The organism is Streptomyces sp. TRM64462, assembly GCF_013362995.1.
In the GTDB taxonomy this organism is placed as follows: Bacteria; Actinomycetota; Actinomycetes; order Streptomycetales; family Streptomycetaceae; genus Streptomyces.
In genome coordinates, this window is the sequence record NZ_JABWDV010000447.1 from 16,152 (window position 1) to 34,035 (window position 17,884).

Consider the following 17,884-nt stretch of genomic DNA (forward strand, 5'->3'; position numbering starts at 1 on the left):
AACCGCGCCTGCGCGGTGTCCCCTGGGGGTGGTTTGACATCCCTCACTCATCCCATGGGTAAATGCCTTGCTCTGCGAGGCGTTCCTCGTCCCTGTCATGCAAGAAGCGAGGGTTTTCCAATCCCACAAGAGAAGTGTCGCTGATAGGGCATTCGGTAAATTCGCCGCGGAGAAGCTTCACCAGGAACTCCACCATGCCGCAGTGATAGACCGACCAGGCCGCATCCCCTCGCGAATAGACGGCGAGCGGCCACTTTTCCGGGTCGGGGCCGCCCACGATCCAGCCGAGAGTGTCTGCGCTGTCCGTATCTCCCCAAACAAGGATCTGTGTGAGCCGATACTTCTCGCCGAGATCCGGTCGGATCCACTTGCTCACATCAGGATTTTCAAGGGCAGGCCGAGGCAAGGTGTCCACGCGTCTGACCGTCGGATCAGAGGTGACGATGGGGATTTTGACGCCAATCATTCCCTCGATCGTCCCATTGCCGAACGTTCGAATGAATTCCTTGTAGTCTTCGGGGAAGACTACGTTGTAGGCAGCTTCGGTCGCTTTCCAGTCTATGCTGTCTCCCGCTTCTTCCCCGAGGATTGTCAGCAGTTGACGCAGTTGCACAATATGGCTGCTCACTTCTGGTAGCCCTCCGGTACTCGAGTGCCGAGATTGTAGTACCCGCGATCGTTGAGGCTGTACATGAGGTTGGGTACCTCGTTGTCAAATTGAATTCCAGGGGCCCCGTCTTCGGTTACTCCGCGTGCCTGCATGCGGAAGCTGATCGGAACGACTCGGTTTCCCGCACACTTGGGTGTCACCTTGTAGTGAACCACCTGACCTACATCGATCGCAGCCTTCACCTGATTCTCGTAGAACACCATATTCGGGAACTGCCCGGGATCTCGACTGTCCATTGGTGCTGCATTCGCCGACCGAGAACATGTTGCCAGATTGTCATGTCGAAGACCGTCGCCACTCAGCTGTTTGCCCAGTAGGTGGCACGCATTACGCCAGTACTTGGCAGGGCGGTTGCCGTTGTTCGAGGCGAATATCGCCGCCCAGGTGTACCCCGGGGGAGCCACAGCCTTGGTGTTGGTGGCGGTGCCGGGGTTGGCTTCGACAAACGCCTTGTCAAGGCAAGCCTCGACACCCGTGGCCCGGTTTCCTTGCGACCTATCGACCGGACTGTACTTTCGCCAGCCGCCCCATGCTCCTCTGCAGTCCCCTGAATGGCGGCGATCGTTACCAGTACCAGGATCTATGCCGGGTGCGGGGTGGGTGTCGGGGGCTTGGTCGGGGGTGTATTGGCTGTTGTCGCCGAGTCCGAGCATGTCGAGGGCGCCGATGATGATTTGCCAGCCGTCTTTGGGCTGCCAGCCTCCGGGTTTGCTGCTGCCCCAGTCGGGTTTGGGGATGGGGCGCTCGACTGCGGGGACGGGGTTGGGGCCGTTGTTGGGGTTCTGGTCGATGGGCGGGGCGGGCGGCCTGCTGGTGCATGAGACCCGACACCCTCCGCCGCTCCCGCCCGCGAAGCCGGTGCCGCCAGAGTTGCCACCGGAGCCCGGCGCGGAGTCGGTTCGGCCACGGTCGTGGTCGGGGCGGGGTGTGCCGGGGCGAGTCGGGCGCGTCTGTATGGGAGAACGTGCCGTGTCGTAGCGCTCCATCTCCAGGGCGTTGCGGCGTGCCTGGTTTCGGGAGGTGGTGCGGCCGCTGGGGCGAGTGCTCTTGGGCGGACGCGTCTTGGGGCGCGTGCTCTTGGGCCTGGGCTGCGGCTTAACGCTGGGGTATCGGACCGGACCTGTGACGGGGAAGGGCTGGTAGCCGTAGGAGGCTCCCCGTGAGTGCGTGCGGCTGGCGCTGCCCAGGTCGGCGTTCATGTGTCCGGTGGGGTCGGTGCCGTTGAGGGGGTCGGTGTTGGCGTAGGTGTAGCGGTTGGCCTGGGCCGAGGGGCTGGGGTCGAGGAGCCAGGTGTCGCGGGAGGCGAACGCGCCGGTGCCGGGCTGGTACCAGCGGGCGGCCATGTTGACGTCGCCGTTGTCGGGGTCGGTGTAGCCGGACTGGTAGCCCAGCGACGGGGTCGTGCCCGCCGTGGCCTGGGGCTTGCCGAACGGGTCGTACGAGGTGGAGCCGGTCACCGCCGTGCCGTCCGCCGTCAGAGCGGCGACCACGTCCGTGTGCCGGTCCGTCAGCAGACGCTGCTTCACCGTGCCCGTCGCGCCGGCGATCAGGCCGCCGCCCGGCGTGCGGGTGTAGGCCGTCGTCCCGTCCGAGACCAGGTTGTTCGAACCGCCGTCGTAGAGGAACGACGTCCCGCCCCGGCTGAGCACGCGGTCGAAGGAGTCGTACGCGTACACCGCCGCGCCGTCGGTCACCTTGCGTTCGAAAGCGTCGAACGTCAGCGCCCGCTCCGGCGCATCAGGCGTGGCGATCGAGGACAGCGTGCCCCGCGGCGTGTAGCCGTACGTGCGCGTGCCGTCCGTCAACAGGCGGTTGCGTTCGTCGTACTGCGCGCTCGCCGTGCCCGCCAGCGTCCGGTTGCCCGCCGCGTCCCACGCGTACGGCGTCGTCACCGTGCCGTTCGTCGCAGACACCAGGCGGCCCGCCTGGTCGTAGGCGTACGTCTGCACACCCGCGCCCGCCGTGCCCGTGCCCTCCGACTCCTTGCGCACCAGGCGGTCGTCCGCGTCGTAGCCGTAGCCCAGGCGCGTCAGGACCGTGCCCGTGGCCGTCGTCGTCCTGTCGTCCGTCAGGCGGCCCAGCGCGTCGTAGGCGTACGCGCGCTGCGCCTCCACCGTCCAGGCCTGGCCGTCCGCCGACAGGCGGGTGTGCTGCTCCGCCGCCGGGCGGCCCGCCGCGTCGTACGACGTCACGGTCCGCGCGCCCGTCACCGGGTCGTCGGTGCGGCTGAGGCGGCCGGCCGTGTCGTAGCCGTACGCCGTGGTCCCGGCCGCGTCCGTACGCGACGTCATGTTGCCGTCGTCGTCGTACGCGTAGCTCGACGTGCCCGCCGGGCCGTCCGTCGTCAGCAGCTGGCCGCGGTCGTTGTACGTGTACACGTTCTGGTACGTCAGCTCGTGGGTGCCGGCGCTGATGATGCGGTTCGCCAGGTCGTACGAGAAGAGGCGGTCGACGGTGGTCGCCTCCGCGCCCGTGCCCGTTTCGCGCGTCAGGCGGCCCAGGCCGTCGTACGTACGCTGCCGCTTCACGCCACCGGGGAGCAGGTCGGTCACCGGCTGGCCCGCCGCGTCGTACACGGTGGTCCACGTGCGGTCCGCCGCCGCGGGGTGGGCGCCCGTCACCGGCTCGATCGTCGACTCGGGCAGGCCCCACGCGTTGAAGGTGTACAGCGTCGTGTTGCCCCGGCCGTCCGTCAGCCGCGTGCGGTTGCCCGTCGCGTCGTAGCCGAACGTCGTCGTGATGGACCCGCCGTCCTTGACCGGTTCGACCATCCGGGTCGGCCGGCCCAGGGCGTCCATCGTGTACGTGGTGCGCGCGCCCGTGGCCGTGACCGCTGCCGTGAGGTTGCCGTCGGCGTCGTACTCGCTCGTCACGGAACGCAGCGGGGTCGAGGAGGTGCCGTAGTCCGTGGCCTTCAGCGGGAGGCCGAGCGCGTCGTACTCCACCGTGCTCCGGCGGCCCGTGGGGTCCGTCACCGACGTGCGGCGGCCCAGGCCGTCGTACGCGAACCGGGTCACTCCGCCCGCCGGGTCCGACGCCGTCAGCGGTTCGCCCGCCGGGTTGTACGTCACCGTGGCCGTGCGGCCCGAGGGCGAGGTCGTCGCGATCTGCCGGCCCGCGTCGTCCCACGTGTAGCGGGTCGTGAGGTTGCGCAGCGCGGGGCGCCGCTCGACCGTCGTGGACGTCACCATCCGGCCGAGCTCGTCATAGGTCGCCTCCGTCCGCGCACCCGTCGGGTCCGTGGCTGAGAGCTGGAGACCGGTCGGCGTCCACGTGTAGCGGCTGACCCCCGCGCCGTCCAGGTCCGTGCTGTCCGTGGTGAACGGGCTCGGCTCCTCCAGGCTGGGCGCGCCGCCCGCCAACGGGTCGGTGCGCTGTACGAGGTGGCCGAGCTGGTCGTAGCCGTAGCGGGTCGTGCGGTTCAGCGCGTCCGTCACCGTGGCCGTGCGGCCCAGCGCGTCGTACGTCGTGCGGGTGACGGACGTCAGCGGCTCGCTCGCGCCCGGCGGGGTGTACGCCGGGAGGGTCACCGCGGTGGCCCGGCCGAGCCGGTCGAACTCGGCGCGCGTGACGGCGCCGCGCGGGTCGCGCGTCGCGGTGGGCTCGCCGAACGTGTTGTAGCCGGTCAGTGCGGTGGGGCGCACGGTCTGGGCCGTCGCCCCGTTCTCCTCCGCCGCGACGGGTGGGGCTTTGGTCTCGACCAGGCGGCCGAGGGCGTCGTAGCGGTACGTCGTCGTGTGCGCCGTCGCGTCGGCCCCGGCCTCGGTGCCGCGCGCGCTGGTCTCGGAGAGGAGCATGCCGCGCTGGTCGTAGGTGCTCACCGTGGACCGGGGCGTGCCGGTGCCGTCGGTGACCGTGGTGCGGACCGGGTTGCCGGCCGCGTCGTACTCGGTGGTCGCCTTCAGGGTGCGGCCGGTCGCGTCGACGGCGGCCGTCGATTCCGTGACGCGGTCGTCCGCGTCGTACGCGAACGTCGTCGTCCGGGCCAGGCCGTCGGGGTCGAGGACGCTGCGCGTCGTGCGGCCCGTGGCGTCGACGGTGTACGTGACGGCCGTGGTGCCGCCGTTCGTCACCTGGCGGGTGAGGTGCCCGGCGCCGTCGTAGGTGTTGGCCTCCAGGACGATGTCGCGGCGGGTGCCGTCGGCCTGGGTGATCTGCCGGGCGGTCGTCGTGGCGGGGAGGCCGTCGTCGAAGTAGGTGTACGCCGTGGTGGCGCCCATCGCGTCCGTGGTGGTGGCGAGCCGGCCGGCCGGGTCGTAGGCGTACGACTCCAGGACGAGGTCGCGCGGCTCGCCGGACGGGTCGCCGGTCCAGCCCTTCAGAATCGTTTCGGCGTGCTGGCCGCGCGGGGTGTACGTCGTCGCGTACGCGGTGCCCAGGGCGTCCGTCTCCTGGACCACCCGCCCGAACGCGTCATACGTGAAGGAGGTACTGCCGCCCTCCGCGTCCGTGATCCGCTCCTGTTGGCCGAGCGCGTTGTACGCGTACGTCGTGGTCCGTGCGGTGTCTCCGCCGGTGGTGTCCGCCACCGTCTCGGTGAGCAGGGCGCCGTCCGCGTCGAAGGTGCGGCTGATCTTCGCGGTGTGCGTGGTGCCGGTGATCTCGTTCCGCACGCCGACACCGGTCTCGGTGACGATCTTCGACTGGGCGTCGTACGCGAACGTCGTGGTGACGCCCTCGGGGAACGTGTCGGATGTCTGGGTCTCGGACAGCTTCCGGCCCAGGCCGTCGTAGGCGTAGCTCGTCACCAGCCCGGACGGGGAGGTGACGCGCGCCAGGTCGCCGTTGGCGAAGTAGGCGTACGTCGTCGTCGCTCCGCCGGGCGTGCGCTCCGACGCCACCAGGCCCGCCGGGGCGGTGCCGCCTCCGACGGCGGCCTCGGTGCCCGTCGTGTACGTCCGGACGGCCTGGCGCCCGTCGGCGAGGGTGGTGGTGGCCGGCAGACCCAGGTCCGTGTACGTGGTGGTGGTGCGGTACCGGTCGTCGCCCGGGCCGGAGGAGCGCGCGTCACGGACCGCGGTCGGCTTGTCGTTGCGCGGGTCCAGCGGGTCGGCTGCGTTCAGGTAGTAGTCCGAGAACGTCGTCCAGCAGGCGTTGACGTCCCGGCAGGCGGTCGTCGTGACCGTGTTGCCGCGCGTGTCGTGGCCCGTGATGGTGGAGTGGCCGTTGGGGTCGGTCACGGTGCTGAGGAAGCCGCCCGCATCGTAGGCGTACGTGGTCAGGCCGCCTTCGGCGTCGGTGAACGCCGTCCTGCGGTGGCCGCGCACCGCGTCGTACGTCGTGGTCGTGGCGTGCCCGGCGGGGTCGGTGACCGTGACGGACGAGGCGAGTCCGGAGACGCCGCTGCGGGCCCGGGCCTGGTAGTGGGCGTTGACCTGGTCGTCGGTCAGGCCGTGCTGGTAGACGGCCACCTCGTCGAGCTGACCGGTGAAGCGGTACGTTCCCGCGGTGCTCACGCCCATCCAGGCGGTGTTCGCGTAGCCGCCGCCCAGGTAGGCGTGCACACCCGGGAGGTGGCGTGCCGCCCGGTCGATGGTGCCGACGCGGACGCCGTCCAGGTACAGGGCCTGGCTGTTGCCGGACGCGCTCAGGACGGCGTGGTGCCACTGGTTGTCGGTGACGCCGGCGGACGACTTCATCGGCGTGGCGCCGGTCGACTGGTCCGCGGTCCAGAACTGGCCGCGCAGCAACCCGTCCGCGCCGACGTTGAGCACCGGGCGGTAGTCGGTCGGCGTGCTGCCGATCGGCGCGTTCTGGAGACCGAGCAGCACACCCTTCTGCGTGGTCCGGAACCACAGTTCCACAGCGACATTCGTGGAAGCGGTGATCAGGTCGCTCGGCACGGTGATCTGTCCGGTGCCGGTGAGCTGCGCCGCGGTGCCGTCGTGGACGCCGAAGACGCCGGTGGTGCCCAGGGTGGTGTTCGTGTACGTGCCGGTGGCGCTGTTGGCGGCGAGCTCGCTGGCGGCCCTGGCCGCGCCCTCCGGTTCGTCCAGGCGCCAGAAGGCGGCAGGGGCGTCGCCGACGACGGATCCGCGGTAGTGCGGGCGTCGCCGGACACGAGGCCCGTACGGGCACGGTAGTTCTGCGCCGCACTGCCGTGGCCGAGTGCCGTCGTGTACAGCGCGGCCTCGTCGATCTGCCCCGCGAAGTACTTCGTGCCGGCGAGCTGGCCGTCCCACGGCGTCGTGACGTAGCCGCCGCCGAGGTAGGCGTGGGACAGGGGGATCGGCTTGATCGCCCCGGAGAGACTCCCGATGAACTCTCCGTCCAGGTAGAGGAACTGCCCACCGCTGTAGCCGGACAGCATCACGTGGTGCCACTCGTTGTCCGTCACCACTCGCGTGGACGCGATGGTGGTGCCGGCCTGGCTCTTGTCGAGCTGGCCGCGCAGCTTGCCGCCGCGGTCGATGAGGAGGGCGGGGTGATGGAGGTCGGCTGCTGGGAGATGTCGGAGTTCTGGAAGCCGAACAGCACGGTCTCCGGCTTGGACGTACGGAACCACAGCTCCAGCGTCATCGCGCTCGCCGTGGCGAGCGGCTCCGGCTGGACCTCCACCACGCCCTCGGTGCCGTCGAGGCTGACGGACGTGTTGTCGCCGTCCGCGAACACGCCCGGGTTGCCGAGGTCGACGCCGTCGCGGTACGAGCCGTCCATGCCGGTGCCCACGACGCTCGTCGCCTGGGCGCCGTTGCGCTCGCCGAGCCGCCAGTAGCCCTGCGGCCGCTTGGCCAGCACGGCGTCCTGGTAGGCGGCTGAGCCGGACGCGTAGGAGGCGTGGGACACCTTCCAGGTGCCGCCGTTCGCGTCGGTCGTGCTGACGAGACGCGCGGTCGCCGGGTCGTACTGGGCCGTCGCGTGGGTGCGGCCGGAGGGCAGCACCACCTTCGTCATCAGGCTGGACGCGGTCCGGGCGGCGTAGTGCTCGGCCACGGTGCCCTCGTCGAGGGCGTGGCCGTACACGGCGACTTCGTCGATCGAGCCCTGGAAGGGGTACGTGCCGGCCGGGACGCCCATCCAGCCCTCGTTGCCCCAGCCGGAGCCGAGGTAGGCGTACTGGTCGCCGCGCGCCTGCACGGTGCCGGTGAGGCTGCCGACCTCGGCGCCGTCGAGGTACAGCGTCTGTGTCGTCCCGGCGCTGGTGAGCACCACGTGGTGCCAGGCGTCGTCGGTGACGGCCTGTACCGAGACGATGGGTTTCGTGCCGCCGTGCTCCACGGTGTAGAACTGGCCGCGCAGCCGCCCCTCGCCGTCGACGCTGAGGTACGGGCTGAAGCGGCTCGGCCGCTGTCCCGCCTCGGCGTCCTGCAGGCTGGCGAGCACACCGGCCTTCGTCGTCCTGAACCACATCTCGACCGACACGAACGCCGACGCCCGCAGGGTGTTGTCGGGCAGTTCGACCACCGAGTTCACCCCGTCGAAGGAGGCCGAGGTGTCGGCCGTACCGGCGACCGCGGGCGCCGATCCAAGGACGACGTCACGGTAGAGGGCGTCGTTGAGGCCCGTACGTGACGGCGCCTCGCTGCGGACGACTGCCCCTTCCGACTCACCGAGCCGCCAGTACGAGAGCGGGTTGGCGTCCAGGACGCCGGCCCGGTAGAGGGAGCCGCCCTCGTAGGTGTAGGTCGTGCACTGGGTGGCCGAGGACGGCGGGCAGACCTTCGTCAGCCGGTCGCCGTCGTAGGTGTACGTCCACGTCAGGCCGGGCTTGCCGGTGTCCACGGGGCTCGTCGTCACGGAGGCGACGTGGCCGCCGGACCACGTGAAGCTGATGCTGCGGCCGGACAGGTCGTCGGCGACCTTGGTGAGCGTGCTCCCGTCCGCGGCGCGCGTCAGCGTCTGCCCGCGCCCTGCGCCGTCCACGATCCGCGCGAGGTACCCGTCGGTGCCGAAGTGGTAGGTGGCGCCGGACCGGTCGCGCAGCACCCAGCCGTCGGTCTGGCGTGTCAGCCGGCTCGTGGAACCGGACGGGCCCGCGTACGTGCCGTCGAGGTTCCGCCCGTACCGCGCCTGGGAGCCGTCGGCGGCCGTGACCAGGACGGTGTTGCCGAGCGGCTCCTCGACGAGGTGCACGTCCCAGCGCGTGGTCCACCCCGCGCCGAACGCCCCGCCGGTGCGCGGGTCCAGGGAGTTGTATGTACGGGTGACGGCCAGCTCCGGCCCCACCGTGGGCAGCGCGGCGTCCGTTGCGGCGGTGGTGAAGTTGCCGGCGCGGGAACCGAACTCGTGGCCGGGGTCCGAGCCGCCGAGGCTGCTGGTGACGCCCGGCTGGGGTACCTCGGCCGTGAACAGCGAGGGCCCGGGCCGGGCCGACGTGGCGGCGCCGTCGTAGGCGTACGCGTACCAGGCGTAGGTCTTGCCCCACGTGAGCCAGCCCGCCGGTACGGCCCACTGCTGGACCGGGCCGCGTGTGCCGGTGCGGCAGTTCTTGCGCGTGTCCTTGCCCTCGACCTCGCACACCTCGAACTGGTACTGCAGGGCCTGCGGGTAGCGGTCCTGGTCGGCGCCTGCGGCCCACAGCGTCGGTGTGAGCGAGTGGAGTACGGCGCCGCTCGCGGGGGATGCGGCCGTGAGATGCGGCGGGATGTTGACCGCGGAGAACTTCACGGCCGGCCCAGGGATGCCCTGGCTGGTGAAGCGGGTCACGCCGACGTCGTCCATCGTCCACACGAGCGTGTACGTGGCGGGCGTCAGCGGAGCGATCCTGCCGTCCAGGGTGACGCTGCCGCCCGGCGGGACGTCGACCGGCAGAGCCGTCCAGCGGATCTTGCTGGAGTCGGTGATCTCCTTGTTGGCCGCGTCGTACAGGTTGTAGCGCAGCTTGATGTTGCCGCCCTTGGCCCAGGTCTGCTGACCCTGGTTGGTGACGGTGACGCGCATCGTGCTCTCGGTGGTGGCGTTCACCGGGCTGAGGAACTCACCGAGTTTGTATGTGGCGCCGTACTTCGTCCACGTGATGTCGAGGCTGGGCTTGCCGTTGGCGTAGCCGTCCGAGCCGAACTGCTTCCAGCCGTTCGAGTCGGTGACGGACGCCTTGACGGCGAGGCCGTAGTTCTTCTTGCGGCCGTGGGTCCAGTCGTCCACGAGCTGCCGGCCCGCCGCGCCGAGCGGGATGCTCTCCCAGGCGGGGCCGCAGGACCAGGTGGTGGTGCCCGAGGGGCGCCAGCCGTGCGCGAAGCTCTTGGAGGCGAGGGACGCACCGGTGGCCGGGCCGGGGTACTGGGTGGTGGTGCTCTCGGACCAGTTCGACGTGATGGGGTGGACCGTCACGGGCCGGGCGTTGCAGGAGTACGACCAAGTGTTGTAAAGGGCGAGGTTGGCGCTGACGACCCAGGCGTTCTTCAGCGTCGTCTCGACGCCCGAGAAGCGCAGGAAGGACGCGGCCTTGTGCCCGCCGCCGTCATACGTGCCCGCCTTCAGGACCGTGTCCGTCGAGAAATTGGTGTTGTACGGCGACTGGACGTAGGTTCCGGAGGTGGCGCTGAACGCGGTGACGGAGGGATCGACCCGCACGGGGAAGACCCGCTCCGGAGCCTGCAACCACTCCTGATCGAGCGAAACGGTCAGAATCTGACGGCCGTTCTCGGTTGCCAGGCCATACGTGACACCGTCGGACAGCACACCCTGATGGGCGTTCGGTGTGACATTCGCGTCTTCCATCCAGCCACGCGGCATGCGGGCGCGCTCGGTGCCGCCGGCGTCGGCGAACACCACCGCACCCTGGCCGTCCAGGGAAGCGGTGAGTCCTTCCAGCAGCAGAGGGAAGCGCCACTCGGAAGGAGCGTCCGCGTCGTTGAGGACGAGGGTCTCCTTCAGCGAGGCGTTGCCGGCGAGGAGTTCGAGATCGGCCGAGGGACGCAGGCCGGGGTAGGTGATGGTGCTGCCGTCCGCTGCTCCCTGGACGTGACCGGAGCCCTCGACGGAGTACGCCACCGACATCCCGTCGGCCACGGTGATCCGGGCGAGTGGCGCGGCGTCGGCGAACTCCGCGAAGGAGATGCCGGCCTGGGTGGAGACGGGCTGCCACGCGTCAGAGCTGTCGGCTGTGCTCATGCTGTGCGGGCCCGTGGGCTTGACGAGGGTCGTGTCGACCTGCTCCCAGACGCCGGGAGCGCGCTGGAAGTTGACGGGCTCGTTGTAGAAGCGGGTGGTGTAGCTGCCGTCCTGGTTGAGGAACGTCCGGGCCCGCTCGGCACGCTCGTCGGGGAGCTCCTTGCTGACCTTCTCGTCGAACCCGCCGGGCGGCTGGGCCGGAACCGGCGGGGGCACGGCCTCGACCTCGCCCATGGCCGGCGGCTTCGGGGCGCCAGGCAGCTTCACCTCGGACGCGCCCTGTTCGGGGCCGAGCTGCCCCGGGGCGGTCAGAGCACCGTCGCGCCCACCGGACGCCGCGGCCTCGGTACGGTTCGCGTCGGTCCGGTGCCCCAACCCGTCGGCGCCGCCCCAGCCTTGCTCGGGCCGCTCCCCGGACTCGACCGCGGCCGCGCCGAATCGGCCACCGACGGCGAGTGCCGCGTGCTCGGTGCCGACGAGTACGGCCATGACGAAGGCCATGGACAGAACGAGAGGACGCGCGACGCGCACGGAAAGCTCCCCGCAGTGGTGATCAAAAGCGGGAAAGAATTACGTCACCTCACAGGATACGCACAACATCTCCACACCTTATGTGAAATTGATCATGCGTCATACCGCCTCATACCGCACACACTTCTGGTCACCTGGCCGGTCAACCGGACGCCGCCGGGCACGGCAGCGGCGCAGTACGACAAGCGCAACCGACTGCTCACCCGCACGCCGGGCGGCGGCCTGATCGCCGGCGCGACGGGCACGGTGAAGCAGCGTCTGCTGACGGGCCGGCACACGGACGTGGTCGCCGCTCTGACGGCGGACGGCACGGCGGTGACCGGCTCGACCGCGGCCCGGTCGTCCGAGGGGTCCACTTTCGGCCCCATAGCACCTCAGGTGGAATTCCGTTCCGGCAGGCCACCCTCTTGTAAATGTGATCCCTGGATGGGGATGTGAGAGGGGTGGAATCAACTCAGTTCATCAAGCCACTCGAGAGGCAGCTGTGAAAAAAGAAGGGCAAGTGCTCGAACTCTTCCGATTCTCTGATTCGGTTCAGAGTGTCACAGTAGAGGTGGTATGTGATGCACCTATGGTGGTTGGAGAAGAGTGGTACTATTCTGCCGAAATTGTGATGCAGAGTGGCTTCCTCAATGGGAGGGTCGGTCTGCAGGTTTCGGTAGAGGATTTGAGTGACTGGGGGCGCTGTCTTGATGCCCTTGAGGCTGAGGAGGGAATTGAATGGCCCACCGGTGGGCGCAGCGCCTGGCTGGAGGTAGTACCCGAGGACCCAGTGGAAGTGACCGTCCAGGACTCCCCCTCAACGCAGATCGCCGTACGCGTGCCGATCGACGTTACCGATACGTGGCTGAACGAGAATCGGCTGCGCCTGGAGAGGATCCGCGAGGCCATCAGGCAGGGACTCATGTAGACCTCTGTGTCGTCCGGTGTAATGGTCACTGAATCTCCCGTGCACCAGACCACGAAGTCGACGTCTCCATGTCAGTCGCCAGCCACAGCACGACAACCCTCCGCTGAAGAGCGACGCATGTCGTGGGTCGACCGGCTTGTGGAGGCCGTCGGCGTGCGCCCACTCGGCCTTCGCGTCGATTGGGCTGCGATCGAGTCTCGAATCGGGACAGCCCTGCCTGCCGACTACAAAGAGCTCTGCGAGGCATTCGGCAACGGTGGCTTCTGCGACTACTTCACGGTTTACGCTTCCGCGGACGGCGCCGACTCCAAACTGGCCGACGTGTACGAAGACAACTGGCGGATCGCTGAAGAGGACTCCGCAGGTTGGGACTACTACCTTCCGCAGGGCCTGTTCCGGCCGGGCGGCCGGGGCGGCATCTTCCAATGGGGAGCGAGCGTCCAGGGAGACGAGTTTGCCTGGCTCGCCGACAGTTCTACATCCCCCGAGTCCTGGCCAGTCCTGGCCCGGACGATGGGCAGCGCTCGGAGCGCTTCGACATGTCGATGAGCGAGTTCGTGTACCGACTGGTGGCCGACGAGTCGTTCAAAGGGTTCGGTGGATTTGGAGCGACTGGGGAGCCCCCGTACTTCACGCCCTACCCCTGACCCCTCTCTCGCAATGAAGCATGATGGTGTTCTTGGCCCGTACTCCTACTCCTCGGATGGGGTCGACCTGAGAAGGCAGGTCGGGCAGCAACCGCGCGATACGGAACCTGTGGCCGCGAAGGGGTCGGCGTCCCATTGCCAGGGCCGCCACCCCTTCCACTCGGCCGCGAGAGCGTCGACGGGCTGTGAGCTCAGTGGTTCGAGACCTGACGCCTTTCAGACACGGCCTCGGCTGCCTGTGGCCCCCAAGCGCGCAAGCGCCGCTCCAGGGGGTGTTCCACCCAGCAGTACGCCGCAGCCGACACCGTCAGGCTTACCGCCAGCACGGTCAGCCATGCCTGGGCCGTCGCCGCCAGGCCCTCCGGGCGGCCCCATACGCCCACCCATACTCGGATCACCACCTCGTGGATCAGGTACCACGCGAACGACCAGTGCCCGAGGCGCAGGGACCATTGGCCGGTCAGGCCCGTTCGGCGGGGCGTCAGGTCCGCGTGGGCCGCTGCCGCGACCAGGAGGGCGAACAGCGGGGTCGCCAGGAGTTGGGACGCCTGGTACGGGCCGTACCAGGCGGAGTCGGGGACCGTCTGCGACCAGGGGATCAGGGCCAGGTGCCAGGCGACCACCAGTGCGGCCGCCCCCCCGAGGCTCAGCGGCGGGCGCCAGCCGCGTGCCACCGCCAGGCCGGCCGTGACGCCCAGCAAGAACTGGAGTGTGCGCGTCAGCGGGAGGTAGTCCAGCGCCCACGCGCGCAGCGACGGGTCCGTCAGCAGGGCGCCGGTCGTCCAGGCCAGGAGCACGCCCGCGCACACCGTCCAGGCCACGCGGCGCCGGCCGCTCGCCGAGCGCAGCGCCGGGAGCAGCATCAGCAGCGGGAACACGGCGTAGAAGAACGCCTCGTCGCTCAGCGACCACGCCGCCGGGTTGCCGCCCCGCAGGATCACCGGGTCCGGCATCCAGGCGTTGACCAGGAGGAGTGTCGCTGCCACCGCCTTGGCCGTCACCGTCTTGCCCAGGGCCAGCCACGCCGCGACCGACAGGGCCGTCGTCGCCGCCAGCAGCGGCCAGATGCGGGCGAAGCGGCGCCAGAGGAAGACCCCGGCCGGTACGGGCTTCCCGTCGTACGTCCACGCCAGGACGAATCCTGACAGGACGAAGAAGAATGTCACGCCACTGCGGCCGTACCACGTGACGTCGCTGATCACGGGGAGCTCGCCCACCTGCCGTGACAGGTGGTAGAGGACCACCACCAGTGCCGCCCAGAAACGCAGGCCGGTCAGGGAGGGCAGGCGGTCTCTGCCGGACAGGTCGGCCGTGGCGGGCCGGCCGGGGCGGCGGCGGGCGGTTCTTCGCATGGCGCGATTATCCGTACCTCTCCGCCGCCCCCGGTCGTCGGGCCAGGCCGTGTGCCGTCAGGCCGTGTGCCGTCGGGGCCGGATGCCGTCAAGCCGTACGCCGTCAGGCCGCCGAGCGGATCGCAGAGATCTCGAAGCTCAGCTTGATCTTGTCGCTGACCAGCACACCGCCCGTCTCCAGAGCCGCGTTCCACGTCAGGCCCCACTCCGAGCGCAGGATCTCCGCCTTGCCCTCGAAGCCGACGCGCTCGTTGCCGAACGGGTCCTTCGCGGCGCCGTTGAACTCCAGGTCGATGGTGACCGGCCGGGTCACGCCCTTGATGGTGAGGTCGCCGGTGATCCGGTAGTCCTCGCCGCCCAGGGCCTCGGCCGCCGTGGAGCGGAACGTCATCAGCGGGAACTGCTCGGCGTCGAAGAAGTCGGCGCTGCGCAGGTGGCCGTCGCGGTCGGCGCTGCCCGTGTCGATCGAGGCGATCCTGATGTCGATGGACGCCGAGGACGCCGACGGGTCCGTGCCGTCCAGGACCAGCGTGCCCTCGTAGCCCGTGAACGCGCCCCGCACGTTGGTGACCATGGCGTGGCGTGCGGTGAAGCCGATGCCGCTGTGGGACGGGTCGATGGTGTACGTACCGGTCAGCGCTGCCAGTGCCGGGTCGGCAGAGGCGGTCGCGGGGGTCGCAGCGGTCGCGGCGGCGGTGTTGCGGCTGAAGAGGCCCATGACGTGCTCCTTGGCGAAGGGAGGGGAGGGGAGAGGAAGAAATGGGTTGTTGAATGTTGAACTGAATTCGACTGTAACCCTCGTCCGTTTAAAGTTCAAGCAATCTGCGTGAGTCGTGCAGAGTCGATGCCGCATGCCCGTCTGTGGTCGAATACGGTGACCCCGCCGCGCGTCGCCCCTCACCCGCCCCCTATCACCCCCGTTGTAGGGATCGCACAACAGCCCGGGCCTGAATGCTGGCACTTCGGCTGCCCTCCGAAACGGTTCTGTTCAGGGCACACAGCAGAACCGTCCGGAGACTGTACGGAGTCGACTGCGGGATTTCCTTGGTCGGCTCCGTAGGGTCAGTGCATGACCGTTGTGGACGAAACCCAGGGAGAGCCCACCGACGCCCACGGGCGTGTGGCGGAGCTGCACGCCCTGCGCGAGGAGGCCCGGCGCGGCCCGAGTGAGCGCGCGACCGAGGCGCAGCACGCCAAGGGCAAGCTGACCGCCCGGGAGCGCATCGAGCTCCTGCTGGACGAGGGATCGTTCCGGGAGGTGGAGCAGTTGCGCCGGCACCGGGCGACCGGTTTCGGACTGGAGAACAAGAAGCCCTACACCGACGGCGTCATCACCGGATGGGGCACGGTCGAGGGCCGTACGGTCTTCGTCTACGCGCACGACTTCCGGATCTTCGGCGGCGCCCTCGGCGAGGCCCACGCCACCAAGATCCACAAGATCATGGACATGGCCATCGCGGCCGGCGCACCGCTCGTCTCCCTCAACGACGGCGCCGGTGCCCGTATCCAGGAGGGCGTCTCCGCCCTCGCCGGCTACGGCGGCATCTTCCAGCGCAACACCAAGGCCAGCGGTGTCATCCCGCAGATCAGCGTGATGCTCGGACCCTGCGCCGGCGGCGCCGCCTACAGCCCCGCGCTGACCGACTTCGTGTTCATGGTCCGCGAGACCTCGCAGATGTTCATCACCGGGCCCGACGTCGTCAAGGCCGTCACCGGCGAGGAGATCACCCAGAACGGGCTCGGCGGCGCCGACGTCCACGCCGAGACCAGCGGCGTCGCGCACTTCGCGTACGACGACGAGGAGACCTGCATCGCGGAGGTCCGCTACCTCCTCTCGATGCTGCCCTCCAACAACCGCGAGAACCCGCCGGCCCACCCGAGCGAGGACCCCGCGGACCGGCGCGGCGACATACTGCTGGACCTCGTGCCGGCCGACGGCAACCGCCCGTACGACATGCACAAGGTCATCGAGGAGCTCGTCGACGACGGCGACTACCTGGAGATCCACGAGCGCTGGGCCCGCAACATCGTCTGCGCCCTCGCCCGTCTCGACGGCCAGGTCGTCGGCATCGTCGCCAACCAGCCCCAGACCCTCGCCGGCGTCCTCGACATCGAGGCCAGCGAAAAAGCCGCGCGCTTCGTGCAGATGTGCGACGCGTTCAACATCCCGATCATCACGCTCCTCGACGTGCCCGGCTTCCTGCCCGGTGTCGACCAGGAGCACGGCGGCATCATCCGGCACGGCGCCAAGCTGCTGTACGCGTACTGCAACGCGACCGTGCCCCGGATCAGCCTCATCCTGCGCAAGGCCTACGGCGGCGCCTACATCGTCATGGACTCGCAGTCCATCGGCGCCGACCTCACCTACGCCTGGCCCACCAACGAGATCGCCGTCATGGGCGCCGAAGGCGCCGCCAACGTCATCTTCCGCCGGCAGATCGCCGACGCCGAGGACCCCGAGGCCATGCGCGCCCGCATGGTCAAGGAGTACAAGGCCGAGCTGATGCACCCCTACTACGCCGCGGAGCGCGGGCTCGTCGACGACGTCATCGACCCGGCCGAGACCCGCGAGGTGCTCATCAAGTCCCTCGCGATGCTCCGCACCAAGCACGCCGACCTGCCGTCCCGCAAGCACGGCAACCCGCCCCAGTAACGAGGAGCCTCTTGTGACCACACCCACGGCAGACGCCTCCCTCCTCCGCGTCGAGAAGGGCCAGGCCGCCCCCGAGGAGCTCGCCGCGCTCACCGCGGTCATCCTCGCCCGCGCCAACGCCCGCCCCGCCGCCGAGCCCGCCCACCGCGGCCGCTCCACCGCCGGCTGGCGCCGCCTGGAGCGCCAGTCCGGCTTCCGGGCGCCGCACTCCTGGCAGGGCTGAAACCCCCCGGCCTGTACGCCGGTAGCCCGTACGCCGGGAACCCGCACGTCCAGAACCCGCACGTCGGGAACCCGCACGTCGGGAACCCGCACGCCGGGAACCCGCACGTCGGGAACCCGTACGCCGCGAAGGGCCCCGCACTCGTCCTGAGTGCGGGGCCCTTCGCGTGCCTTGCCCCGCCCTGCCCTGCCCTGTGCGGCCCGGCACGGCTCGCAGCCGTCGCGTGCCGACACGCCTGGGGCCCGCTCCACCGGTCGGTCGGTGTGCGGGCCCCAGGCGCAGAAAGAACGTCGAACGCTCGCTTACCGCAGTCGAGCCATGAGGGCGTGCTCGACGAGGGTGATGAGGGCGCTCTTGGCGTCCGCGCGGTGGCGGGCGTCGGTGGTGATGATGGGCGTGTCCGGGCCGATCTGCAGCGCCTCGCGTACTTCGTCGGGGGTGTACGGCTGGTGTCCGTCGAAGCCGTTGAGGGCGATGACGAAGGGGAGGCCGCTGTTCTCGAAGTAGTCGACGGCGGGGAAGCAGTCGGCGAGGCGTCGGGTGTCCACGAGGACGACCGCGCCGATGGCGCCGCGTACGAGGTCGTCCCACATGAACCAGAAGCGGTCCTGTCCGGGTGTACCGAAGAGGTAGAGGATCAGGTCCTGGTCCAGGGTGATCCGGCCGAAGTCCATGGCCACCGTGGTGGTGGTCTTGTCGCCGGTGTGGGTGAGGTCGTCGATGCCCGCGGACGCGGACGTCATGACGGCCTCGGTACGCAGCGGGTTGATCTCCGAGACGGCGCCGACGAACGTGGTCTTGCCCACGCCGAAGCCGCCCGCCACCACGATCTTCGCGCTGGTGGT

12 protein-coding genes are annotated in these 17,884 nt (G+C 69.6%); 5 read left to right on the plus strand and 7 right to left on the minus strand.

What is annotated here, in order from left to right; translation table 11 throughout:
• Window positions 1–43: 43 nt before the first annotated feature.
• Genes HTZ82_RS28845 through HTZ82_RS32985 form a run of 4 tightly spaced genes read right to left on the minus strand, consistent with a single transcriptional unit; the run spans window position 44 to window position 11,224 of the window.
• On the minus strand, window positions 44–628 hold the full coding sequence (locus tag HTZ82_RS28845) for an SMI1/KNR4 family protein (RefSeq protein ID WP_175412326.1): 585 nt from the start codon (window positions 626–628) through the stop codon (window positions 44–46).
• Entirely contained in the window at window positions 625–6,474 is a 5,850-nt protein-coding gene (locus HTZ82_RS32975) for an RHS repeat-associated core domain-containing protein (protein WP_309235751.1), read from the minus strand. The genes HTZ82_RS28845 and HTZ82_RS32975 overlap by 4 nt, the downstream gene beginning before the upstream one ends.
• A 23-nt stretch (window positions 6,475–6,497) precedes the next feature.
• The gene (locus HTZ82_RS32980) at window positions 6,498–7,082 is read right to left on the minus strand and encodes a LamG-like jellyroll fold domain-containing protein (protein WP_309235755.1); all 585 of its coding nucleotides are present in this window, start codon (window positions 7,080–7,082) and stop codon (window positions 6,498–6,500) included.
• Window positions 7,004–11,224, minus strand: coding sequence for a DNRLRE domain-containing protein (locus HTZ82_RS32985; RefSeq protein ID WP_309235752.1), 4,221 nt, complete (start codon window positions 11,222–11,224; stop codon window positions 7,004–7,006). Before HTZ82_RS32985 ends, HTZ82_RS32980 begins: the two co-directional genes overlap by 79 nt.
• Here HTZ82_RS32985 and HTZ82_RS28855 point away from each other — a divergent pair.
• The 3 genes from HTZ82_RS28855 (at window position 11,186) to HTZ82_RS28865 (ending at window position 12,713) form a co-directional block, all read left to right on the plus strand.
• Window positions 11,186–11,692, plus strand: coding sequence for a hypothetical protein (locus tag HTZ82_RS28855; RefSeq protein ID WP_175412327.1), 507 nt, complete (start codon window positions 11,186–11,188; stop codon window positions 11,690–11,692). The two genes, HTZ82_RS32985 and HTZ82_RS28855, sit on opposite strands and share 39 nt — an antisense overlap.
• Before the next feature lie 64 nt (window positions 11,693–11,756).
• Window positions 11,757–12,164, plus strand: a complete 408-nt coding sequence (locus HTZ82_RS28860; protein WP_309235754.1) for a DUF5959 family protein — start codon at window positions 11,757–11,759, stop codon at window positions 12,162–12,164.
• A 117-nt stretch (window positions 12,165–12,281) separates the two neighbouring features.
• Entirely contained in the window at window positions 12,282–12,713 is a 432-nt protein-coding gene (locus tag HTZ82_RS28865; protein ID WP_175412329.1) for an SMI1/KNR4 family protein, read from the plus strand.
• A 289-nt stretch (window positions 12,714–13,002) separates the two neighbouring features.
• Here HTZ82_RS28865 and HTZ82_RS28870 read toward each other — a convergent pair whose 3' ends face one another.
• Both HTZ82_RS28870 and HTZ82_RS28875 read right to left on the minus strand, forming a co-directional pair.
• The gene (locus tag HTZ82_RS28870; RefSeq protein ID WP_175412330.1) at window positions 13,003–14,163 is read right to left on the minus strand and encodes an acyltransferase; all 1,161 of its coding nucleotides are present in this window, start codon (window positions 14,161–14,163) and stop codon (window positions 13,003–13,005) included.
• A gap of 103 nt (window positions 14,164–14,266) precedes the next feature.
• A complete protein-coding gene (locus HTZ82_RS28875; protein ID WP_175412331.1) occupies window positions 14,267–14,881 on the minus strand; it encodes a YceI family protein in 615 nt (204 codons plus the stop codon).
• 351 nt (window positions 14,882–15,232) lie between these two features.
• Here HTZ82_RS28875 and HTZ82_RS28880 point away from each other — a divergent pair, with 351 nt between their 5' ends.
• Entirely contained in the window at window positions 15,233–16,816 is a 1,584-nt protein-coding gene (locus HTZ82_RS28880) for an acyl-CoA carboxylase subunit beta (RefSeq protein WP_175412332.1), read from the plus strand.
• Window positions 16,817–16,829: 13 nt separating this feature from the next.
• Window positions 16,830–17,039, plus strand: a complete 210-nt coding sequence (locus HTZ82_RS28885; protein ID WP_175412333.1) for an acyl-CoA carboxylase subunit epsilon — start codon at window positions 16,830–16,832, stop codon at window positions 17,037–17,039.
• 302 nt (window positions 17,040–17,341) lie between these two features.
• Here the strand turns inward: HTZ82_RS28885 and HTZ82_RS28890 are convergent.
• A partial coding sequence (locus tag HTZ82_RS28890) for an ATP/GTP-binding protein (protein WP_175412334.1) occupies window positions 17,342–17,884 on the minus strand: 543 nt, incomplete at its 5' end.

Bases quoted from the DNA above. Each gene is read 5' to 3' on its own strand.
- HTZ82_RS32985 (WP_309235752.1), bottom strand. From the start codon at position 11,224: ATGGCCTTCGTCATGGCCGTACTCGTCGGCACCGAGCACGCGGCACTC.
- HTZ82_RS28865 (WP_175412329.1), top strand. From the start codon at position 12,282: ATGTCGTGGGTCGACCGGCTTGTGGAGGCCGTCGGCGTGCGCCCACTC.
- HTZ82_RS28870 (WP_175412330.1), bottom strand. From the start codon at position 14,163: ATGCGAAGAACCGCCCGCCGCCGCCCCGGCCGGCCCGCCACGGCCGAC.
- HTZ82_RS28875 (WP_175412331.1), bottom strand. From the start codon at position 14,881: ATGGGCCTCTTCAGCCGCAACACCGCCGCCGCGACCGCTGCGACCCCC.
- HTZ82_RS28880 (WP_175412332.1), top strand. From the start codon at position 15,233: ATGACCGTTGTGGACGAAACCCAGGGAGAGCCCACCGACGCCCACGGG.